Annotated in this window: 19 protein-coding genes; 8 read left to right on the top strand and 11 right to left on the bottom strand. The window is 66.9% G+C overall.

All coding sequences use genetic code 11. The features are described 5' to 3' along the window. Window positions 1-105: 105 nt before the first annotated feature. The 5 genes from ACTJJM_RS07290 to cyoA all read right to left on the bottom strand — a co-directional run bounded on the left by ACTJJM_RS07290 (window position 106) and on the right by cyoA (window position 4,774). Window positions 106-777, bottom strand: coding sequence for an SCO family protein (locus ACTJJM_RS07290; RefSeq protein WP_010482109.1), 672 nt, complete (start codon window positions 775-777; stop codon window positions 106-108). A 143-nt stretch (window positions 778-920) separates the two neighbouring features. Next, window positions 921-1,253, bottom strand: coding sequence for a cytochrome o ubiquinol oxidase subunit IV (gene cyoD, locus ACTJJM_RS07285; RefSeq protein ID WP_049412479.1), 333 nt, complete (start codon window positions 1,251-1,253; stop codon window positions 921-923). Window position 1,254: 1 nt separating this feature from the next. Further along, window positions 1,255-1,890, bottom strand: coding sequence for a cytochrome o ubiquinol oxidase subunit III (gene cyoC, locus ACTJJM_RS07280; protein WP_005414759.1), 636 nt, complete (start codon window positions 1,888-1,890; stop codon window positions 1,255-1,257). Beyond that, the gene (cyoB, locus tag ACTJJM_RS07275) at window positions 1,887-3,863 is read right to left on the bottom strand and encodes a cytochrome o ubiquinol oxidase subunit I (protein WP_006474876.1); all 1,977 of its coding nucleotides are present in this window, start codon (window positions 3,861-3,863) and stop codon (window positions 1,887-1,889) included. The genes cyoC and cyoB overlap by 4 nt, the downstream gene beginning before the upstream one ends. Before the next feature lie 5 nt (window positions 3,864-3,868). After that, on the bottom strand, window positions 3,869-4,774 hold the full coding sequence (cyoA, locus tag ACTJJM_RS07270; RefSeq protein ID WP_049435746.1) for a ubiquinol oxidase subunit II: 906 nt from the start codon (window positions 4,772-4,774) through the stop codon (window positions 3,869-3,871). 183 nt (window positions 4,775-4,957) lie between these two features. On the opposite strand from cyoA, the gene ACTJJM_RS07265 reads away from it, so the two are divergent. The 4 genes from ACTJJM_RS07265 to ACTJJM_RS07250 are packed head-to-tail and all read left to right on the top strand — an operon-like array spanning window position 4,958 to window position 8,830. Further along, window positions 4,958-6,373, top strand: coding sequence for a PLP-dependent aminotransferase family protein (locus ACTJJM_RS07265; RefSeq protein ID WP_440865350.1), 1,416 nt, complete (start codon window positions 4,958-4,960; stop codon window positions 6,371-6,373). 55 nt (window positions 6,374-6,428) lie between these two features. Beyond that, on the top strand, window positions 6,429-6,707 hold the full coding sequence (locus tag ACTJJM_RS07260; RefSeq protein ID WP_227852303.1) for a hypothetical protein: 279 nt from the start codon (window positions 6,429-6,431) through the stop codon (window positions 6,705-6,707). Next, entirely contained in the window at window positions 6,707-7,306 is a 600-nt protein-coding gene (locus ACTJJM_RS07255) for a DUF6436 domain-containing protein (protein WP_010482120.1), read from the top strand. The genes ACTJJM_RS07260 and ACTJJM_RS07255 overlap by 1 nt, the downstream gene beginning before the upstream one ends. 9 nt (window positions 7,307-7,315) lie before the next feature. After that, window positions 7,316-8,830 carry a PLP-dependent aminotransferase family protein gene (locus ACTJJM_RS07250; protein WP_440865349.1) on the top strand — a complete coding sequence of 505 codons (1,515 nt, stop codon included), beginning with the start codon at window positions 7,316-7,318 and terminating at the stop codon, window positions 8,828-8,830. 222 nt (window positions 8,831-9,052) lie between these two features. Here ACTJJM_RS07250 and ACTJJM_RS07245 read toward each other — a convergent pair whose 3' ends face one another. Beyond that, window positions 9,053-10,354, bottom strand: coding sequence for an aminotransferase class V-fold PLP-dependent enzyme (locus ACTJJM_RS07245; protein WP_440865348.1), 1,302 nt, complete (start codon window positions 10,352-10,354; stop codon window positions 9,053-9,055). Continuing rightward, window positions 10,354-12,756, bottom strand: a complete 2,403-nt coding sequence (locus tag ACTJJM_RS07240; protein WP_440865347.1) for a TonB-dependent receptor plug domain-containing protein — start codon at window positions 12,754-12,756, stop codon at window positions 10,354-10,356. The genes ACTJJM_RS07245 and ACTJJM_RS07240 overlap by 1 nt, the downstream gene beginning before the upstream one ends. 199 nt (window positions 12,757-12,955) lie before the next feature. Between ACTJJM_RS07240 and ACTJJM_RS07235 the strand changes: the two genes are divergently transcribed. From ACTJJM_RS07235 to ACTJJM_RS07225, 3 genes are read left to right on the top strand one after another with little or no spacing between them, the layout of a single operon-like run. After that, window positions 12,956-13,783: an AraC family transcriptional regulator gene (locus tag ACTJJM_RS07235; RefSeq protein WP_440865346.1), complete on the top strand. Its 828-nt coding sequence runs from the start codon at window positions 12,956-12,958 to the stop codon at window positions 13,781-13,783. A 13-nt stretch (window positions 13,784-13,796) separates the two neighbouring features. Then, window positions 13,797-14,876, top strand: a complete 1,080-nt coding sequence (locus ACTJJM_RS07230; protein WP_197576648.1) for an alpha/beta hydrolase family protein — start codon at window positions 13,797-13,799, stop codon at window positions 14,874-14,876. Between the two features lie 54 nt (window positions 14,877-14,930). Next, window positions 14,931-15,602, top strand: coding sequence for a VOC family protein (locus ACTJJM_RS07225; protein WP_049480055.1), 672 nt, complete (start codon window positions 14,931-14,933; stop codon window positions 15,600-15,602). A 1-nt stretch (window position 15,603) separates the two neighbouring features. On the opposite strand, the gene ACTJJM_RS07220 is transcribed toward ACTJJM_RS07225, so the two are convergent. The 3 genes from ACTJJM_RS07220 to ACTJJM_RS07210 form a co-directional block, all read right to left on the bottom strand. Further along, on the bottom strand, window positions 15,604-17,007 hold the full coding sequence (locus ACTJJM_RS07220; protein WP_440865345.1) for a TPM domain-containing protein: 1,404 nt from the start codon (window positions 17,005-17,007) through the stop codon (window positions 15,604-15,606). 2 nt (window positions 17,008-17,009) lie between these two features. Continuing rightward, on the bottom strand, window positions 17,010-18,848 hold the full coding sequence (locus ACTJJM_RS07215) for a M3 family metallopeptidase (RefSeq protein ID WP_440865344.1): 1,839 nt from the start codon (window positions 18,846-18,848) through the stop codon (window positions 17,010-17,012). Window positions 18,849-18,921: 73 nt separating this feature from the next. Then, the gene (locus tag ACTJJM_RS07210) at window positions 18,922-19,434 is read right to left on the bottom strand and encodes a hypothetical protein (protein ID WP_049454025.1); all 513 of its coding nucleotides are present in this window, start codon (window positions 19,432-19,434) and stop codon (window positions 18,922-18,924) included. Window positions 19,435-19,516: 82 nt separating this feature from the next. Here ACTJJM_RS07210 and ACTJJM_RS07205 point away from each other — a divergent pair, with 82 nt between their 5' ends. Continuing rightward, complete coding sequence (locus ACTJJM_RS07205) at window positions 19,517-20,143, top strand: YiiX/YebB-like N1pC/P60 family cysteine hydrolase (RefSeq protein WP_049480058.1); 627 nt, start codon at window positions 19,517-19,519, stop codon at window positions 20,141-20,143. A gap of 54 nt (window positions 20,144-20,197) precedes the next feature. On the opposite strand, the gene ACTJJM_RS07200 is transcribed toward ACTJJM_RS07205, so the two are convergent. Continuing rightward, entirely contained in the window at window positions 20,198-20,368 is a 171-nt protein-coding gene (locus ACTJJM_RS07200; protein WP_171954913.1) for a hypothetical protein, read from the bottom strand. Window positions 20,369-20,555 lie beyond the last annotated feature (187 nt).

Genomic DNA, 20,555 nt, shown 5'->3' with positions numbered 1-20,555 from the left:
CTCCTGGCCGGCCGGGGGATGGGTGTGGGGGGATGTGCCGACCAACGGTCGGCACCCACCAACAGCAGATCCAGACGTGCCAACCAAGGTTGGCACCCACCAGCGTCAGCGGGCGGCGAGTGTGTCGCTGTGTTTGCGGCTGCAGCTGGCCAGTGCGTCGTTGCCGGCGGCTGGATGAGCGGGCTCCAGCAGCAGGCGCTGCACGTCGGAGAACAGCTTGTCCACCGGCATGCCATAGGGCGCGAACAGGCGCAGGCGGCCCTGGCGGTCGAACACGTAGCCGCCCGCGATGTGGCTCATGGTGTAGGTCTCCGGCACCTGGCCGGGTTCCTTCTCGTAGAACGCCTTGAAGTCGCTGGCCATCGCGGCCAACTGCGCTTCGTTGCCAACCAGTGCGATCGCCTTGGGGTCGAAGGCTTCCACATAGGTGCGCGCCACCTCCGGCGTATCACGCGCCGGGTCGACGCTGACGAACACCACCTGCAGCTGGTCGGCATCCTTGCCCATCAGGTGCTTGACCTGGCTCAGCTCGACCATGGTGGTTGGGCACACATCCGGGCAGCTGGTGAAACCGAAGAACAGATAGGTCACCTGCCCCTGCAGGTCCTTCGGGCCACGCACGGTTCCGTGGCTGTCGGGCATCGACCACTGCTGGCCAAGTTCTTCGCAGGCGATGTCCTTGGAGTAGAAGTCCATGCGCGACTGCGCACTGCAGCCAGCCAGCAGGCCGATGGCCAGGCCTGCCAGCAGCGGCAGGCGGAAACGGGGAGAGAACAACGAACGGACAACAGCAGCAGGACGCTTCACGGGTACCACCAACGCAGATGCGGGCGGGGTCTCGGTCAGGCCTGCCCTTGGGGGAAAAGAGGGCTGAGGTGCCGGGGTGATCGCGCGATCCGTGCCGATCACCCCGGCCACGGTCAGTTGATCATCATGTGGTAGTGCATGCTCCAGATGATCCATACCGACAGCGCGACGATGATGAACAGGATCACCAGGGTGAACACGAAGCTGGCCAGGTTCCAGCCACCTTCGGACTTGCGGTCCATGTGCAGGAAATAGACCAGCTGCACCAGGATCTGCGCCACCGCGAAGCCGACCAGCAGGAACAGCGTGAGCGGACGCGACAGCACCGGGTTCATCACCAGCGCGAACGGCACCACGGTCAGCAGCGCGCACAGCACGAAGCCGATCAGGTAGGACTTGGTGGAGCCGAGCGCATTGCCGGCGCGCGAGGTTTCGACGTGGGCCATGTCAGAAGGCTCCGATCAGGTAGACGAAGGTGAAGACGCAGATCCACACCAGGTCCAGGAAGTGCCAGAACAGGCTCAGGCACGACACGCGGGTGATGTTGGTCGGGGTCAGGCCACGGCGGTAGACCTGGTGCATGACCACCGCCATCCAGATCAGGCCGCTGGCCACGTGCAGGCCGTGGGTGGCGACCAGCGCGAAGAACGCCGACAGGTAGGCACTGGTGCTGGGGCCTGCGCCTTCGTGGATCAGGTGCGAGAACTCATAGATCTCCATGCCGATGAACGAGGCACCGAGCACGAAGGTCACGCCCAGCCAGCGCAGCACCGCCGAGGTGTCGTGGCGGTGCATCGCCAGTACGGCCTGGCCGTAGGTGATGCTGGAGACCAGCAGCAGGAAGGTCTCGGCCATCACGAACGGCAGCGAGAACAGCTCCTTGCCGGTGGGGCCGCCGGCGTAGGCGGTGCTGAGCACCGCGTACGAGGCGAACAGCGAACCGAACAGCACCAGGTCGGACATGAGGTAGACCCACATGCCGAACACCTTCATGCCGCCCTGTTCGTGGCCGTGGTCGTGTTCGTGGTGGTCCTCGTGCGCCTGCGTGTCGCTGGCCAGCTCCGGGCGGGTCAACAGGTTCATGCGCGTACCTCCTTCAGCTTGGCAAGGTTGGCCGCTTCAGTGCGCGCCACCTCTTCGGAACTGACGTAGTAGTCCACGTCCTCGTCGTAGGACCGCACGATCAGGGTGACGATCATCGCGATGAAGCTGGCCGCGGCCATCCACCAGATGTGCCAGACCAGGGCGAAGCACAGCACCAGGATCCAGATGTTGAGGATCAGCGGCACGCCGGTGTTCTTCGGCATGTGGATCGGTGCGTACTTCTTCGGCGGCGGCGGCAGGCCGCGCTTCTTCGCTTCGTGGAAGGCGTCCAGCTCATCGGCCTTGGGCACCACCGCGAAGTTGTAGAACGGTGGCGGCGACGGCGTGGCCCATTCCAGCGTGCGCGCATTCCACGGGTCGCCGGTCAGGTCCAGGTTGCGCTTGCGGTCGCGAACGCTCACGTAGATCTGCACCAGCATCAGGATGATGCCCGCGAACACGAACAGCGCGCCGATGAAGGCGGCGATCAGGTACGGCGTCCACGCCGGGTTGTCGTACTGGTTCATGCGACGGGTCATGCCCATGAAGCCCAGCATGTACAGCGGCATGAAGGCCAGGTAGAAGCCGATCACCCAGCAGGCGAACGACCACTTGCCCAGGCGCTCGTTGAGGGTGAAGCCGAACACCTTCGGGAACCAGTAGGCGAAGCCGGCCAGGTAGCCGAACAGCGCGCCGCCGATGATGGTGTTGTGGAAGTGCGCGACCAGGAACAGGCTGTTGTGCAGCAGGAAGTCCGCGCCCGGGATAGCCAGCAGCACGCCGGTCATGCCACCGATGGTGAAGGTGACCAGGAAGGCGATGGTCCACAGCATCGGCACGCTGAACTCGACGCGGCCGCCATACATGGTGAACAGCCAGGTGAAGATCTTCACGCCGGTGGGAATGGCGATGATCATCGTCATGATGCCGAAGAAGGCATTGACGCTGGCACCGGAACCCATGGTGAAGAAGTGGTGCAGCCAGACGATGAACGACAGGATGCCGATCGCCAGCGTGGCGCCGACCATCGACTTGTAGCCGAACAGCTTCTTGCGCGCGAACGTGGCCGTAACTTCGGAGAAGATGCCGAACGCCGGCAGCACCAGGATGTACACCTCCGGATGGCCCCAGGCCCACACCAGGTTCACGTACATCATCGGGTTGCCACCCAACGTGTTGGTGTAGAAGTTGAAGTCCAGGTAGCGGTCCAGGGTGAGCGCGCCCAGCGCCACGGTCAGGATCGGGAAGGCGGCGATGATGATCACGCTGGTGACCAGCACGGTCCAGGTGAACACCGGCATCTTCATCAACGTCATGCCCGGCGCACGCATGCGCAGGATGGTGATGAACAGGTTGACGCCGGTCAGCAACGTACCGATGCCGGACGCCTGCAAGGCCCAGATGTAGTAGTCGACACCCACGCCTGGACTGAACTCGATGCCCGACAGCGGCGGATAGGCGACCCAGCCGGTCATGGCGAATTCGCCGACGCCCAGCGAGATCATCATCAGCGCTGCGCCGACCACGAAGATCCAGAAGCTGAAGGCGTTGAGGAACGGGAACGCCATGTCGCGCGCGCCGATCTGCAGCGGCACGATGATGTTCATCAGGCCGACCACGAACGGGGTGGCCACGAAGAAGATCATGATCACGCCGTGTGCGGTGAAGATCTGGTCGTAGTGCTCGGGCGGCAGGAAACCATCACTGCCTGGTCCGGCCGCGGCCAGCTGCGCGCGCATCATCAGCGCATCGGCGAAGCCGCGCACCAGCATGACCAGCGCCACCACCACGTACATGATGCCGATCTTCTTGTGGTCCACGGTGGTGAACCAGTCACGCCACAGCGGGCCCCACAGCTTGAAGTACGTCACCGCGCCGAGCAGCGCGAGGCCACCCAGCACCATGGCCGCCAATGTGACCACGACGATCGGCTCGTGCAGCGGCACGGCCTCCCACGTCAATTTACCCAACATGTTCGTTACTCCTGGGAAACCTGGGCACCGCCGGCAGCGCCCGCCGGGGTAGCAGCTGCGGTGTTCTCACCGACGCCGATGAACTGATCGATGACCTTCTTGAACAGCAGCGGTTCAACACTGGAGAAGTGCTGCACCGGTGCGTTCTTCGACGGCGCGGCCAGCGCCTTGAACTGCGTGAAGCTGAGCGCGTCGGGCGCGCTGCGCACTTCGGCCACCCAGCGCTCGAAGTCTTCGTTGCTGCTGGCAGTGGCGATGAACTTCATGTTCGAGAAGCCATGCCCGCTGTAGTTGCCGGACATGCCACGGAACTGGCCGGGCTCGTTGGCGATCAGGTGCAGCTGCGTGCGCATGCCGGCCATCGCGTAGATCTGCCCACCCAGCTGCGGGATGAAGAAGGTATTCATCGTCGAGTTGGAGGTGATGTTGAATGCCAGCGGGCGGTTGGCCGGGAAGTTGAGCTGGTTGACCGTGGCGATGCCCAGGTCCGGGTAGACGAACACCCATTTCCAGTCGGTGGCGATCACGTCCACGTGCAGCGGCTCACCGGCCACGTCAAGCGGCTTGTAGGGGTCCAGCTCGTGGGTCGACTTCCACACGATCACCGCCAGCACCGCGATGATGATCAGCGGCACGCCCCAGACCACGATCTCCACCTTGGTGGAGTGCGACCAGTCAGGCATGTATTTCGCTTTGGTGTTGCCGGCGCGGTAGCGCCACGCGAACACGAAGGTCAGCACGATGGCCGGTATCACCACGATCAGCATCAGGCCGATGCAGATCAGGATCAGGTCGCGCTGGGCGAGCCCGACCATGCCCTTCGAATCCAGCAGCACCCAGTCACAGCCCGACAGGCCGACGCAGGCCAGGGCGACCAGCGCCAGGCGGATGCGGTTCCAGCAGATATTCATTGGAGGTCAACCCTGTTGAAGAAGCGCGCTTGACCGGCTCGCCTGCGCGCAGCGCCCGGGCGTGGAGCGGCTACACTGTGGGTACGAGGTCGCCTACAAGCAGGCGAACCACTCCAATCAAGCCCATACAAGATACAGCATTGTATGGACTTGTGCATCTGCACGTATGGAAAAATCTGACCGATGACGCCACCTGCCGCCGGCCGCCGCCTGAAACACCCCAATCGCACCTGGGTCCGCCCCTTCCGCGAGGGCGCCGGCCCGCTGTACCTGCAGATTGCCCAGCAGGTGCGCGAGGCAGTGGATGACGGCGTGCTGCGCCCGGGCGACCGCCTGCCGCCGCAGCGCGACCTGGCCCAGCAGGTGGGCGTGGACCTGACCACGGTCACCCGCGCCTTTGCCGAGCTGCGCCAGGCCGGCCTGCTCGACGCCCAGGGCGCCGGCGGCACCTTCATCGCACTGTCGGCCGGCAACCGCAGCACCTCGGTCGACCTGAGCATGAACATCCCGCCGCTGCTGGGCAGCGCGCCCTTTGCACAGGGCATGGAGGCCGGTTTCCAGCACGTGGGCCAGCAGCTGGGCCAGGGCGAACTGATGAGCTACCACGTTGGCGCCGGCACCCGCGAGGACCGCGCCGCCGCCGTACAGTGGCTGGCACCGATGCTGGGGACGGTCGGCGCCGACCAGGTAGTGATCTGCCCCGGTGCGCAGACCGCGCTGTGCGCATTGATCCTGGCCCGCACCCAGCCGGGCGAGCTGATCGCCGCCGAACAGCTGACCTACCCGGGCCTGCTGGCCGCCGCGCGCGTGCTGCAGCGGGGCGTAGTGCCGGTGGCGATGGACGCCGAGGGCATGCTGCCCGATGCGCTGGAAGAAGCCTGCCAGCTGCGCCGCCCGCGCCTGCTGTATCTGGTGCCGACCATCCAGAACCCGACCACGGCGACGATGTCGGCGCAGCGCCGGCAGGCCCTGCTGGCGGTTGCCAAGCGCCACGATCTGACCGTGATCGAGGACGATCCCTACTGGTTGCTGGCTGGTGACGCCGCGCCGCCGTTGGCCGCCCATCGCGACGCCGGCTGCCCGGTCTACTACATCTCCACCCTGTCCAAGTGCCTGGCCCCGGGCCTGCGCACCGCTTACCTGGTGGTGCCGGCCGGCGAGCCGATGGAGCCAGTGCTGGACGCCCTGCGCGCCATCGCACTGATGCCGACCCAGTCGATGGTGGCGGTGGCCTCGCAGTGGATCCGCAGTGGCCAGGCCCAGGACATGGTGCAGCGCTTCCAGCAGGAACTGCGCGAGCGCCAGGCCATTGCCGCGCAGTACCTGCCGTCCCGTGCCCAGGCGCATCCGGCCGGCCTGCATGTGTGGCTGCCGCTGCCGCCACGGCTTGACCAGTACCGGCTGATCCAGGCCGCGCAGGAACAAGGCCTGGGCATCGCCAGTTCCGACGCCTTCAGCGTGGAAGAACCGCCGCCGGGCAACGCCATCCGACTGTCGCTGGGCGGCGCGGTCGACCAGGGCGCGCTGGCCGGGGCGCTGGCCAAGCTGAACGAGATCCTGTCTGAAGCCCCCGAGGCCCGGCACAGCGCCATCGTCTGAGTCGTCCACGTGGCACGACATCCATACAAGATGATATTTTGTATGCAATGTATGGATGAAGGGACGTGCATCGATGCGCGCCGAGAAACTGAAGTTCCACCTGGTGATGGCCGGTTGCGGCGGCTTTGTCGTGCTGATGCTGGCCGCGCTGGCCTGGGTCTGCCTGCAGCCACAGACCGTGGACGTACAGGCCGCCGAACGCCATGCCATCGAGCAGTGCCTGCAGCGCAGCGAGGATCCGTCGCGTAGCGAGATCCAGCGTCGCGCGCAGGCCGACTCCTGCCGCGAGATGCGCAAGCAGTACGTGCACAAGTTTGGCGGGGACGCGTCCTGATGGGCGCAGCCGCGCCGCGTCGCCGCTGGCTGCTGCCGACGATGATCGCCCTCGCCTGCCTGTTCATGGCCGGCGTGGCGGCTGCACTGTGGCAGTACTTCGGTTACAGCGCGCAGTCCACGTTCACCGAACAGGCCATCGTCTTCGACGACTCGCAGCTGCGCCTGCCGGCCGATCTGGCCGGAGATACCGGCCGCATCCGCGTGGTGCATTTCTGGGACCCGGCCTGCGGGGTGTGCAACCGCGAGACCGGTGCCCACCTGAGCTACCTGATCAGCATGTACCGCCGCGCCGGCATCGACTTCTACGCGATCCGTCGCCCTGGCACGCAGGGCGAACTGCCCGAGCCGCTGCGCAACAAGGTGATCAACCTGCCGTCCATCGACGGCATCGAGCACATCCCGGCCAGCCCTGCGGTGGCGATCTGGGACCGGCAGGGCCATCTGGCCTACGCCGGCCCGTACAGCATCGGCATGGTCTGCAACTCGGCCAACAGTTTCGTCGAACCGCTGCTGGACAGACTGGTGCGCGGCGAAACCGTGCGCCCCAAGGGACTGCTTGCCGTGGGCTGCTACTGCCCCTGGCAGGCCAAGCGCTGAGGACGCGCAATGACATCACTGGCTCTGGGTGGCGCGACCGCCGCAAACAACAACGGCGGTCACCTGTCCGAACCGACCGATGGTTATGGACAGGCTCCCGCCGTTGGAAGCAACGATACGCCCCGACATGCTCCGTACATGCCGCGACCGGATGTCGCAGCCCGCGAATGGGTGCAGGACGTGCTCGCGCACAGCGGCCCGATCTATCTGCGCATCGTCAATTCACTGGAGCGCACGGTGCGCCGGGGTGGTCTGGCACCGGGACAGCGCCTGCCCTCGCAGCGCGCGTTGGCGCAGCAGCTGGGCATCGACCTGACCACGGTCACCCGCGCCTTCGATGAAGCACGCAAGCGTGGCCTGATCGAAGCGCGTGGACCACAGGGCAGCTTCATCGCACCGCCCAAGGCCGGCTTCGACCAGGTGGTGGACCTGAGCATGAACGTGCCGCCGGTGCCTGATGCCGACGCGCTGGCGGAGACGCTGCGTCGCGGCGCCGCCGCCGTGCTTGCGCGCAGCAACGCACCGAACCTGATGACCTATCACCTGGGGGGCGGCAACCCCACTGATCGCCATGCCGCGGCGCGCTGGCTGCAGCCGATGCTGGGCGTCGTGGCTGACAGCTGCCTGCTGCTGACCGAAGGCGCACAGGTGGCGCTGGCCGCGATCCTGGTCAGCCAGGGCCGCGATGGCGATACGATCCTCTGCGATGCGCTGGTCTACCCGGGCCTGCTGCAGGCCGCGGGGGCGCTTGGCCGGCGGCTGGTTCCGGTGGAAGGCGACGAGCACGGCATGTGCCCCGAGGCGCTGGTGCGGCAGGCACGCGAAGGTGGCGCGCGGCTGGTCTATCTCAACCCCACCTGCCAGAACCCGACCGCACTGACCCTGCCGTTGCAGCGGCGCGAAGCGCTGGCACGCATATTGGAAAGCGAGGGCCTGCTGGCGATCGAAGATGATCCGTACTGGCATCTCGCCGAGGATGCACCTACACCGCTGGCGGCACTGGCACCGCGTCATGTGTTCTACGTGGCGACGCTGTCGAAGGTGATCAGCCCTGGCCTGCGCACCGCGTTCGTGCAGTGCCCGAGCGCTGCGCACGCCGAGGCGATGACGGCTGCGTTGCGGGCGACGCGGCTGATGGGCCATCCGCTGGTCTCGGCATTGGCCAGCCAACTGCTGCTGGATGGTTCGGCGCAGTCACTGCTGGCCCAGGTACGCGCCGAGGCACGCGAGCGCATGCGCATGGCACGTTACCTGCTCGCGCCGTCGCTGCTGCAGCGCGCGGAGGGCCTGCATGCCTGGTGCCGGATACCGGCACCCTGGACCGACGCCACGCTGGTGCGTACCGCACAGCTGCAGGGGCTGGCGATTGCGCCGTCATCGGCGTTCTGTCCGCCGGGGGTCTCGCTCCAGTACGGCGTGCGGTTGTCGCTGGGGCTGGCGGCGGACCGACGGCAGCTGGAGAGTGCGTTGCGGCGGATTGACCGGTTGTTGTTGTCCGATGCGTTGCCGGCGATCGAGCGGTAGGCGGAGAGCATCCACGCAGGGCGTGGATCTACGGGATCCGCTTCGGTAGATGCCAACCTTGGTTGGCAATGTCCGTGCACGCCATGCGTGGATAGGGTGTGCCGACCAACGGTCGGCACCCACCAGGCTGGAGAAGAGCGGTAGCGCCGGGCCCTGCCCGGCGGAAGATTTCCCGCCACGCTCGAAATGTGCCAACCAAGGTTGGCACCTACCAAAGCAGGGTCAGGCCAGGGCGGAGAGCGCCTGCACCAGCGCATCCATCTGCTGCGGCCGGGTGAACACCGACGGCGTCACCCGCACGCAGGCGCCGGAGTCCAACCCGTCGCGATGCGTGGTGAACACGCGATGCTCGTCCAGCAGGCGCTTCTGCAGCGCCATGTTGTCTGCCACGTTGGTGCGCCCACGCAGACGGAAGCTGGCCAAGGCGCTGGCCAGCGCCGGATCCGGCGAAGACAGCACTTCGATATGCGCCATCTGCCGTGCCGGCAGCGTCCAGCGCTCGCGCAGGTAGCGCAGGCGCGCCTGCTTGTTGGCCACGCCGATGCGCTGGTGCAGCGCGATCGCTTCCGGCAGTGCCAGGTAGGCGGCGAAGTTGACCGTGCCGGTGTGTACGCGGCTGCCCACGCGGCCGTCGTCGGTCTCGCCCATGTACGGGTCGAGGTCCGCAACGCGGCCCCTGCGCACGTACATTGCGCCGACGCCGACCGGCGCACCGATCCATTTGTGCAGGTTGATGCCAACGAAATCGGCCTTCAGCCGTGGCACCGCGTAGTCGATCTGGCCAAAGCCATGCGCCGCATCGACGATCACGTCGATACCCCGTGCGCGTGCACGCTCGGCGATCTCCGCCACCGGCAGCACCAGCCCATGGCGATGGCTGACCTGGGTCAGCAGCACCAGCTTCAGGCGCGGAAACTGCGCGAATGCGTCCTCATACGCCTGCAGGATCTGCGCGTGGTCGGGCACCGCCGGCAGCGCGATGCGCTCGACCTGCACGCCGCGACGCTGCTGCAGCCAGCGCATCGCGCCGATCATGCTGTCGTAGTCGATGTCGGCATACAGCACCTGGTCGCCGGGCTGCAGGCGGTTGTAGCCGCCAATCAACGCCAGCATCGCCTCGGTGGCGCCCCGAGTCAGTGCGATCTCATCCGCACCCACACCCAGCAGCTCGGCCACCTGCCGCTGTACTGCCAGGTACTGCGCCGGGAATTCACGGCGGCCGTACCAGGCGTTGCCACGGTTCACTTCAGCGGTGTGGCGCTGGTAACTGGCCAGCGTCTCAAGCCCCATCGCGCCCCAGTAGCCGTTCTCCAGATGGTTCACTTCGTCGGTGATGTCGAAGTGGCTGGCCACGGCGGTCCAGTAGTTTTCATCGCGGGCCAGCACGTCCGGCGCCACGGTCGTTGCGGGAATCTGCATGGGTGCAGCGTAACGCGCGGCAGCCGTGGCGGGCAGTGAAGACAGTGCAGCTGCAGCCGGCAGCAAGGTACCTGCACGCAGAAGGGAACGGCGGGCCGGGTCCATCAGAAGCTCAGCCGGTACTGCGCGTACAGATTGGCACCGTCGGTGTCGTACGGCGCGTTGCGCGAGTAGACCAGGCCGCGGCTGGCCTGGAACGTGGCCTCATCCGGGTAGCGGTCGAACACGTTGTCGGCACCCACGCGCAGGCTGTGATGCTCGTTGATGCGATACCCCACAGCCAGGTCAAGGAAGCTCATCGCCCCGAAGCGCTGATAAATATCGCCGACCGCGTTGCCGCTGGAGTCGGTCCAGGCACCGTAGTAGCGCATGCGCGCCATCAGCGACCAGGCGCCGATGTCCCAGCTGCCGGTCAGGCTGCCCTTGTGCTCGGGCAGGCGGTCTTCGAACAGCACGCGCTGGGTTTCGTTGGTCGCCACCGAGGTGCTGCCGTTGTCTACGCGGGTGCGGTTGTAGTTGTAGGCCAGGGTCAGCGTCATGCGGCCTGCGCCGAGGTCGCGCAGGTAGTTGCCGACCACGTCCACGCCGGTGGTGGTGGTGTCGAAGTCGTTGGTGAAGTAGTTCACCGAGGTATAGCCCAGCGGATTGGGCGTACCGGCCGGAATGGCGAAGCTGGCCGACTGGCTGAAGCGGTCGGTGAGCCTGATCTGGTAGACATCCACCGAACCGGACAGGCCGAGGTCGGTGCGCCAGGTCAGGCCCAGCGAGGCGGTGCGCGATTCTTCGGGCTTCAGCGGCTTGGCACCGAGCAGCTGCGCCAGTGGATCGTTCGGCGACAGGCGGCCACTGGTGAAGATCTGCAGGGTGCGCGTGTCCAGGCCCTGGGTGGTACTGGTGGTGTTGAGCTGCGCCGGCGTCGGTGCACGGAAGCCGGTGGACACGGTACCGCGCAGGGCTACGTCCGGCGTGATCGCGAAGCGCGCCGACAGCTTGCCGTCCAGCGTGCTGCCGAAGCTGGAGAAGTCCTCGTAGCGGCTGGCCGCACCGATGCTCCAGCGCTCGCCCAGCGGCACTTCCATATCCACGTAGGCGGCCTTGCTGCGCTGGCTCCACTGCCCGGCCTGGCTGGCCGAGAAACCGGGCGCACCATTGGAATTGGCCTCCAGGCCTGCAGCCGCGCCCGGACCCACCGCATACGAAGCAGGGTCACCGGCGCGCACCTGGTAGGTCTCCTGGCGGAACTCGCCACCGAAGGCGACGTTGATCGGCCTGGTCAGCGCGCCCACCTCCCACTCGTAGTTGACGTCGGCGTTGGCGTTCTTCTCGGTCTGGGTCAGGCGGCCGAGCTCGAACGCGGTCGGGCTGGCCGGACCCAGCGAAGCATTGATCGAGTTCTTCAGGCTGTAGTCGATGGCATTGCGGCCGTACGAGGCGCTGACATCCCAGCGCAGCTTGGGCGTGATCTCACCGCGCAGGCCGCCGACCAGCTGCAGATCGTTCTGGACGTTGCCGTACTGCGGGCTGAAGCCCACCGGGTACAGCGAACGCAGGTTCCAGCCCGGGAAAATGGCGGTGGTGCGGTAGGCGCCGGTGGTGGTGTCCGGGTTGCGCCAGTTGAAATCGCTGACGCCATCGCTGTGGCTGTAAAGGCCGAACGCATACAGCTCCAGCGTCTCGCTGGCGTTGGCCTTGACGTTGAAGCCGACGCGGCGGCTCTCCAGTTCCGGTTGGCCCCAGCGCTGCACCGGGTTGGGTACCTCCAGCTCCGGATGGGCCGCCTGGAAGGCGATGGCATCGGGGCGCTGGCGGGTGCGCGAGGTGGCGTCGGAGTTGGACGACTCAGCGAACAGCACCAGGCTGCCATAGTCGCCCAGCGACCAGCCGGTGCGCGCACTGAAGTCGCGCGAGGCACCGTCGCCCTGCGCGTACTGCGAATAGCCGGCGGTGATCTCGGTGCCCGGACCATCCTCGAGGATGATGTTGATGACACCGGCGATGGCGTCCGAGCCGTACTGCGCAGACGCACCATCACGCAGTACCTCGATGCGCTTGATTGCACTGGTCGGAATCTGCGCCAGGTCGGCGGCCTGCGCGCCACGGTTGCCGAGCAGCGCGCTGCGGTGGAAGCGGCGACCGTTGACCAGCACCAGGGTCTGGTCCGGTGACAGGCCACGCAGGGTCGCCGGGCGCACGAACACTTGGCCGTCCGCCATCGGCAGGCGCTGCACCACGAACGACGGCACCAGCTGGGCCAGCACATCCTTCAGGTCGGTGGATTCAACGGACCTGATGTCTTCCTTGGTGAACACGTCTACCGGCGCCAGCGTTTCGAACTGGGTGCGGTTGGACGCGCGGGTACCGGTGACCAGCATCGCATCGAGCTGGGTGGGCACGGCACGGCTACCGCCTGCGGCGTCGATCGCATCGGCCTCCGCTGCGATCGCGCCTCCTGCGCTGGCCATGGAAAGGGCAAGGAGGATGGAGCGCGAGAGCTTCGAACGATGCACAGCAGGACTCCGGGAGGACGCGACAGGGCCAGCACCTGTGCGGACACAACAGGCCTGGACAAGGCGCGCAGTCTCGGCCCGATGTGTGAAGGAGGCATGACGTCAGTACGACAGCTTGATGCCGCACAGGCGCAAGAAGTGCTAAGCGCCGCGCCTGCCGATCCGCTACTGTGCCGGCATTGGATTCGGGGAAAGGCAGATGAGCGCGGCGGGCAAGGCGTTGTGGTACATCGAAACCCATGCGGACCGGCCATTGGCACTGGCCGATATCGCCGCTGCGGCGGGACTGTCACCCTTCCATCTTTCACGCCTGTTCCAGGCCCGCACCGGTACCTCGGTGGTGCGCTACCTGCGGGGACGGCGCCTGACCGCTGCCGCGCAACGATTGGCCAACGGTGCGGGCGACATCCTGCAGGTCGCGCTGGGGGCCGGCTATACCACCCATGCCGCGTTCACCCGCGCCTTCAGTGAACAGTTCGGGCAGACGCCGGAGCGCGTACGCGAACAGGGCACCGATGGGCTGGCGCTGGTACAGGCGATCCGCGTGGATGATGCGCCGGCGCCCTGCGGTGAAGCGCCGCGGCTGCTCGACACGCCCGCTTTCCAGGTGGTGGGCATCGGCATGCGGCATACCCGCGACAGTGGCGGCGCGATTCCCGGCCAATGGGCGCAGCTCAACCGCGAATGGCCGACGCCCGCACCGATCAGCTTCGGTGTGTGCTGCAACAGCGACAACGATGGCGGCTTCGATTACATCGCCGCACTGCCGGCAAGCGTGGTGCCGAGCGTGCCTGCACACTGGCAAAGTGTGCACATTCCGCCGCGTCGCTATCTGGTGGCCTGGCACGGCGCGCACATCTCGACCATCCGCTCGACCTGGTTCTGGCTGCTGGATCATTATCTTCCTGCGTCCAACCTCAGCCTTGCCGATGCACCGGATCTGGAATGCTACGACGCCCGATTCGATGAGCACACCGGCAACGGCGGCGTGGAGATCTGGCTGCCAGTCGGAGAACGTCCCAACTGACAAGGAACTGAAGATGCGCATGACGGTTGCTGTGCTGGGAATGATCCTCATGGTCTCCACTGCCGTGGCCGATGCCAGCGAGACGCAGGCAGCCGGCGAGCGCCACGGCGCCACCACGGTGGCCGGCGCGGCTGTACGCGATGCGCAGCACCACGACGCGCTGCGCTACACGGTCTGGTACCCAGCGCTGGCCGGCAGCCGGGAAACCGCCCTGACCATCGGCCCGCCCGACGCGCCGCTGTTCGACGTCGGACGTGCCGCGATGGAGGCTCCCATCGCAGGTGATCGCCTGCCAACGCTGCTGCTCTCGCATGGCAACGGCGGCAGTGCGCGCATGATGGGCTGGCTGGGCACCGCACTGGCGCGGGCCGGGTATCTGGTGATCGCGGTCGATCATCCTGGCAACAACGGCATTGACACGATGACCCTGCCCGGCAGCATCCTGAGCTGGTTGCGTGCGGATGACCTGCGCGCCGCCCTGGCGGCCGTGCGGGCCGATCCAGTGCTGGGCCCGCACGTCGATCCTGAACGCCTGGGGGTTGCCGGGTTCTCGGCCGGTGGCTACACGGCGCTGCTGGCAGCCGGTGCACGACCGGACCTGCAGCGACTGCTGGCCTTCTGCACCGCACATCCGGATGACGGCGTCTGCCGGCCTCAACAGGAGGCCGCAACGCACTCAATGGAAGCGCGCGTTGCCGCTGCGGCCTCTCCAGCACTGGCGCCATGGATCTCCCAGGCCAACGACGCGCGCGCGATTCCCGGCGTGCGGGCGGCATTCCTGCTGGCTCCGGCGATCATCCAGGCCTTCGCGCCCGAGCAGCTGTCCTCGTTGCGGCTGCCCGTGTCGATCGTGCTGGGTGAGGCTGACACGGTTGCGCCGCCACAGACCAATGGCGCGGCCGCCGGGGTCCTGATTCCGGGCGCGGAACTGCAGCGCTTGGCCGATGTGGGCCACTATGATTTCCTGGCCGCGTGCACCGCGACCGGGCAGCAGCGGCTGCAGGACCTGTGCACTACGTCGGTGCCAAAGGCACAGACCCACGCGCAGGCAGTGGATGCAGCGATACGGTTCTTTGACCATTCACTGCGCTAGTGGCCGCCGGGCATGGCCTGGCGCTACAGTGGACGCGTCCACGGAGAACCGATCATGCGCCTGCTGCACCTCACTCTGCCGGTATCTGACGTGGGTGCCGTGGCCAGCTACTTCCACGATGTGCTGCAGCAGCGCGTGGTCGGCAATCATGTGCACATCGGCTGGAGCACGATCGAACTGCAGCCCGCTGAAGGACGTCCGCTCGGTGGTGTGCACCTGGCGTTCAACGTGCCGGACAACCGCTTCGGCGAGGCGATGACCTGGTTGCGCGAACGCACGCCACTGCAGCGCAATCCGGCGGGACTGGACTACTTCGCGCTGGAGAGCAGCTGGCAGTCGCAGTCGGTGTACTTCACCGGCCCCGATGGCTTGATCCTGGAACTGATCGGCCGCCGTCGCTTGCCGGCCAGTACGCATCAGGGCGCCTTCCACGGCAGCGAACTGACCTGCCTGAGCGAGGTCGGCCTGCCCAGCCACGATGTCGCTGCGGTGCGCGAGCAGTCCAGCCTGCGGTTCGGCCTGCAACCGATCAGCCCGCCTTCGCCGCAGTTCGCGCCGATGGGCGACGACGAGGGCCTGCTGATCGTGGTCGCTGCGGACCGACGCTGGTTCCCCGAGCAGAAGGACCTGCCCAATGCACAGGGCCTGCTGCTGCAGGTCGGCGACGTGGCCGGCCCGGGCGTTGTGGAGGACGTTGCACTCGGCTGGCGGGTACAGGCGATCTGAGCTACCAGCTGCCGGACGCGCCGCCTCCGCCGCTGCGGCCACCGCCTCCGGACCAGCTGCTGGAGCTGCTCGACGACGAACTGCTGGATGACGAACTGGACGCGCTGCGTTCGCGGCGTGACGAAACCCGGCCACGTGCGCGCTCGCCCGGCAACATGGTGAACAACCCTACGAAGTACAGCAGCACGCCACACACACCTGACACAATCATCGCCAGCAGCCGTGGATCGTCACCTTCGGCACGATGGATCGCCAGCAACGCGCCCGCGGCATAACCGAGGGTCAACAGCACCAGCACCGTCATGCGCACGACGAAGCTGCTGCGGTTCTTCTTCCAGCGTGCGCGACAGGCCTGCACCAGCAGGAACACCATCAGGGTGACAACACCCGCGGCGGCCTGCAGCAGCAGGTGCCGGGCCAGGCTCGGCGGCAGCTGGCCACGAAGCAGCGCCTGTACCAGCAAGACCATGCTGAGTACCAGCATGCCGCACAGGACGATGCGCACCCCGAGGCTGCGACGCCAGCACCAGCCGAGCAGGGCCGCCACCGGCACGCCCAGCACCATCACAAAGCACAGGCCCGGCAGCAGGTGGCGTGGCAACAGCAACGCCACGGACAGCACCCCTGCGGCAACCACCGCTGTCAGCAGCATCGGACGCCCCCAGGCCGGCAAGGTCGGCCAGCTCGGCCTCGGTGCCGACGCATTGGCGGCCAGTGCCTTGCGCCGCCGCTCCCGACGGCTGCCGCTGAAATCGTCCTCGGTCTTCGCTGGCGGGAGGGGCGGCGGCGAGCGCCACAGCCCGGCCAGGAAGCCGGCCAGCAGGGTCAACGCCACCACCGAGTCTGCGCGGCGCCAGTCCGCAGGCAGCACATTGCTGGCCGACGGCGCTTCCCATGCAGGCAGGTCCTCGCCTTCGATCAGCGCCACCATGATCGTCGTGCCATCAAGCACGCCCTGGTCGAAATCACCCTCACGGAAGCGCGGCACGATCGCGTTGTCGATGATGCGAGCGGCGTACGCGTCTGGTAGCGCACCTTCCAGGCCATAGCCGGTCTGGATGCGTACGCGGCGATCCTGCACCGCCACCAGCAACAGCACACCGTCGTCGACACCGGCGCGACCCAGCTGCCATTGATCAAACACCCGCTGTGCGTAGGGCTCGATGCCCTCGTTGCCCACGCTGGGTACCACCAGCACCTGCAGCTGTGCACCTTTCCGCACCTGCAGCTGCAGCGCCTGCCTGCGCAGGGTGGCGCGGGTTTCAGCGGACAGCACGTTGGCCGTGTCCACCACGGGATCGTCCAGCGCCGGCACCGGGATTGCCGCCAGCGCCGCCATCGGCAGCAGGCACAGCAGCAACAACAGGCATGTCATGGCTGCGGTCTGCTGTCCTGCCCGCTGCATGCTCACGTACCCTGCCCTGCCTCGATCCGCGCATGCAGCGCCTGCAGCTGTGCCACCGTCTGGTTGAACACCTGCAGATCGGCATCCACCAAGGCCGCCCAGTCTGGCGCGTGCCCCAGCAGTTGCGCCACCTGCTCGTCCGGCGCGCGATCGAAGCCTTCGCCAAGCACGGCAAGATAACGCTCACGGAACCCGTCGGGGTCGCGCTGGTCCTGCACATACAGCTGCACGGCCAGCAGCCCCGCATACAGGTAGTTCACCAGATAGTTCGGGTCTTCATACATCAGGCGCTTGCCGATCCAGGTGTTGCGCAGCTGCGGATAGCGCTCAGGTTGCTGGCCGAAGCGCGCCAGCACCTGCCCGGTCAGCGCGTCCAGATCATCGGCGGTGCCCAGCGTACCGGCGGCAACGCCCTGGTAGATCGACTGCTCCAGCTGCGCTTCCTCGGAAGAGGTGAACAGCTGCAGCACCATGTCGTCCAGCAGCGACTTCAGGTAATAGGCCTTGGCACGCGGGTCCTGTGCCTGCTGGTACAGCTGGTCGCGGAAGCGCAGCTCGTTGTAGATCGCGAACGCCTCGGTCAGCCACTGGCTGCCATTGCGCTGCAGCGGCGACGCATGACCGCGCTGCATCCACTCGCCATGCATGGCATGACCCGCTTCATGCGCGATTTCGACATCGCTTTCCAGATCGCCACGGCGCACGCCAACGAACAGCATTGCCGGCACACCGGGAGCGCTCACCGGGAACGCGTCCTGGCTGCGGTCACCGCGTTCGGTGGCCAGATCCATACGCTGGTTGGCCGGATCGAGCAGCGCGCGCAGTTCAGCGACGTACGCCGGCCCCAGGTGCTGCATGGCATCGGCGGCGTTGTCGCGCAGCTGCGCCAGCGTCAGCACCGGTGGCGTGTAGCCGGCATCGGGCACGGTGGTATCCCAGATCTGCGGCGCGTCGATGCCGGATCGCGCAGCGTGGTGCAGCAGCATCTCCTGGTAGGCGCGGCGGTCCTCCGCGTGCTGTTCGACCGCCACCAGCGTTGCATTCACTACGGCGGTATCCAGACCCATGCGCTGGTAGCCATGTGCCGGCGCCGAGCCATCGCCCTGCAGGCGTGCGGCCGCGTCATTCACCTGCACCAGCCCCAGCAGCACCGAAGCCATCGGCTCACGGCGCGAGTGCAGCCCCTGCCAGTAACCCTTCCAGCCTGCCTCGCGCAGGGCACGGTCGGGCTGCTGGGCCAGCGCCTGCTTGTCGCGCCCCGTGTCCCAGTGCCGGCCGCCGTGCTCGATCTGCGGGTACTCGGCGCTGCGCAGGATCTGTCCGCGCAGGCGCGCGAAGCTGTCCAGCGCCGGATCGGCCAGTGCCTCCACGGCCTCATCCAGCGCGGCGTTGGCCGGGGTGGCAGCCTCCTTCAGCGCGCGTGCGCGCAGGAAGCCATACGGTGCTGCCCACGCTGCATCTGCGGGTGCCTCGCGCAGTGCGGCGCGACCACTGCGGGCGATGCGGCTGCACAGCCCCGTCACCTGATCCAGCGCCTGGGCCGGACGCTGATCACGCGCATTGCGGGCGGCCTGCAGGTGCAGGTAGCCGTGATGTCGCAGGCACTGCGCCTCCAGTATCTCGGCCTGCCGGAAGCGTTCCGCGGGTGCAAGGGTGGATGCCTGCTGCAGGGCCTCGACGCGCCTGCCCAGGGCGACACGCGCGGCCTGTTCGGCGGTGGCATTGGCGAAGTAGGCGCGGTCATCGGCATGCACCGACTGTGCCTGGGCGCCGCTGAAGGGAGCTATCGCCAATACGGCGACGACGGCGGCGGTGGTGGTGCGCTTCCTGAAAGCCTGCATCGGCGTCTCCCTGCCTGGACCAGGGGTCGAGACTAGCAGCCACTGGCCCGTCGCGCCTGTGCCGGATCAGGCTTCAGATCGACTCGTCCTCACGCTTGACCAGTGTCCAGCAAGGCGCCTGCGCGAAGGTATAGGTCTGCTGGTCGCTGCTGTCCGGCGTACGGATCTGCACCTGCCGCTGCCCATCGGCCAAGGGGCTGACCTGCATTTCACGGCCCTGCCCGGCCAACGCGGCAGGATCGGGCATCACCGGCCACTCGACATCGGCCAGCGCCACCCGGCTTTCCACCTTGCGCGGTTCCGGCTCGGCCTCCGCATCGATGTAGCTGTCCAGCAGCGGATCGGCCGTGGCCTTTTCCTGCAGCGTGATCTCGTTGCCGAAATGCTTCAGGAACGTATCGAATTCCGGGTAGAGGCATTCACTGGCTGCAGCCACAGGTGTGGGCTCGGTGGCGCTGGTCGCCGACGCCGCTGCGGCAGTCACGGCTTCGGCCGCTGTCTGTGGTGGCTGCGGCGCCGGCGTGCAGGCAACCAGCACCGCGCCGCAGGCAAGCACCAGCAGTGCAGGAGAAGGGTATCGACGCATGGGCTCATCCTGAATCCGGTCCGGTCGCTCCATGCTACCGCGCACCCTACAATTCCGGCATTCCGCCTGTCCGAGAGTCCTCATGCATCGCCTCCTGCTCCTGATCGGCCTGCTGCTGCCCGCCCTGTGGCCGGCCGTGGCGTTGGCCGTCGATGTCCACGAAGGCGACCTGCTGTTCGTCACTGCCGGCCGCAGCGGCCTGAGCGCGGCCATCGACGATGCCACCGGCACGCAGGGCGCACCCAGCTTCGATCACGTCGCCCTGGTCGCCTCGGCGCCGAAGGGCTGGGAGGCGCTGCACGCCGACGAGAAGGGATCACGCCGGCAATCGCTGACCGAGTTCCAGCAGGACGCCCAAGCCAAGCAGCGGCAGATCGTGGTCTATCGCCTGCGCGCGCCGCAGCAGGCGGCCATCAAGGATGCGGTCGCCACCGCGCGCACGATGCTGGGCAAGCCCTACAACACGTCGTATGTGTTGAACGAGGACAGCTATTACTGCTCGGACTTCATCGAGCGTGCGTTCCGTGCGCACCGCGTGTTCGCATTGCAGCCGATGAACTTCCGCAACCCGCAGACCGGGCAGATCGCCCAGCACTGGGTCGATCTTTACCGCGGCATGGGCATGGACGTGCCGCAGGATCAGCCGGGCACCAATCCGAACGACATGTCGGCGGCGCCGGTGCTGCAGCGTATCGGCGTGCTGGAATAAGCAAAGCCCCGCACGGGGCGGGGCTTCGCCGGTCACGTTGCGCGCGCAACGCGATCATTCTTCTTCGTCGTGGCCGCCCTGCTGCTGGTTCTGGTTGCGCTTCTGCTGTTCCTGCTGCTGTTGCTGCTGCTGGTCGCGGCCACGGCCCTGCTGCTGATCCTGCTGGTTCTGCTGGTTCTGCTGGCCCTGCTGCTTCTGGTTCGGGTTCTGGTTCTGCTGTGCCATGTCCGATCTCCAAAGCCACTCGCGGAATGCGGTGGACGTGGCCATCGTCTGCAGCGAATGGTTAATCACGCGTGGGTGGGCGGCTACATCTGTGTGTACGCCTGTGAATGAACGCGCAGAAGCCCTTGTGGCACAAGCGGCTGAAGGATTCATGCGGGTTCGGCATGTGCTCATGCCGTCATCGGCG

Source organism: Stenotrophomonas sp. 22692 (assembly GCF_052045015.1).
In the GTDB taxonomy this organism is placed as follows: Bacteria; Pseudomonadota; Gammaproteobacteria; order Xanthomonadales; family Xanthomonadaceae; genus Stenotrophomonas; species Stenotrophomonas geniculata.
The sequence above is the reverse complement of the archived record's forward strand: the minus strand, read 5'-3'. Positions and strand labels throughout refer to the sequence as shown.

What these genes read in the sequence shown, in the direction of transcription:
- cyoD (WP_049412479.1), bottom strand. Translation starts at nt 1,253, where the DNA reads ATGGCCCACGTCGAAACCTCGCGCGCCGGCAATGCGCTCGGCTCCACC.
- cyoC (WP_005414759.1), bottom strand. Translation starts at nt 1,890, where the DNA reads ATGAACCTGTTGACCCGCCCGGAGCTGGCCAGCGACACGCAGGCGCAC.
- cyoB (WP_006474876.1), bottom strand. Translation starts at nt 3,863, where the DNA reads ATGTTGGGTAAATTGACGTGGGAGGCCGTGCCGCTGCACGAGCCGATC.
- cyoA (WP_049435746.1), bottom strand. Translation starts at nt 4,774, where the DNA reads ATGAATATCTGCTGGAACCGCATCCGCCTGGCGCTGGTCGCCCTGGCC.
- ACTJJM_RS07265 (WP_440865350.1), top strand. Translation starts at nt 4,958, where the DNA reads ATGACGCCACCTGCCGCCGGCCGCCGCCTGAAACACCCCAATCGCACC.
- ACTJJM_RS07260 (WP_227852303.1), top strand. Translation starts at nt 6,429, where the DNA reads ATGAAGGGACGTGCATCGATGCGCGCCGAGAAACTGAAGTTCCACCTG.
- ACTJJM_RS07255 (WP_010482120.1), top strand. Translation starts at nt 6,707, where the DNA reads ATGGGCGCAGCCGCGCCGCGTCGCCGCTGGCTGCTGCCGACGATGATC.
- ACTJJM_RS07250 (WP_440865349.1), top strand. Translation starts at nt 7,316, where the DNA reads ATGACATCACTGGCTCTGGGTGGCGCGACCGCCGCAAACAACAACGGC.
- ACTJJM_RS07245 (WP_440865348.1), bottom strand. Translation starts at nt 10,354, where the DNA reads ATGGACCCGGCCCGCCGTTCCCTTCTGCGTGCAGGTACCTTGCTGCCG.
- ACTJJM_RS07235 (WP_440865346.1), top strand. Translation starts at nt 12,956, where the DNA reads ATGAGCGCGGCGGGCAAGGCGTTGTGGTACATCGAAACCCATGCGGAC.
- ACTJJM_RS07230 (WP_197576648.1), top strand. Translation starts at nt 13,797, where the DNA reads ATGCGCATGACGGTTGCTGTGCTGGGAATGATCCTCATGGTCTCCACT.
- ACTJJM_RS07225 (WP_049480055.1), top strand. Translation starts at nt 14,931, where the DNA reads ATGCGCCTGCTGCACCTCACTCTGCCGGTATCTGACGTGGGTGCCGTG.
- ACTJJM_RS07220 (WP_440865345.1), bottom strand. Translation starts at nt 17,007, where the DNA reads ATGCAGCGGGCAGGACAGCAGACCGCAGCCATGACATGCCTGTTGTTG.
- ACTJJM_RS07215 (WP_440865344.1), bottom strand. Translation starts at nt 18,848, where the DNA reads ATGCAGGCTTTCAGGAAGCGCACCACCACCGCCGCCGTCGTCGCCGTA.
- ACTJJM_RS07210 (WP_049454025.1), bottom strand. Translation starts at nt 19,434, where the DNA reads ATGCGTCGATACCCTTCTCCTGCACTGCTGGTGCTTGCCTGCGGCGCG.
- ACTJJM_RS07205 (WP_049480058.1), top strand. Translation starts at nt 19,517, where the DNA reads ATGCATCGCCTCCTGCTCCTGATCGGCCTGCTGCTGCCCGCCCTGTGG.
- ACTJJM_RS07200 (WP_171954913.1), bottom strand. Translation starts at nt 20,368, where the DNA reads ATGGCACAGCAGAACCAGAACCCGAACCAGAAGCAGCAGGGCCAGCAG.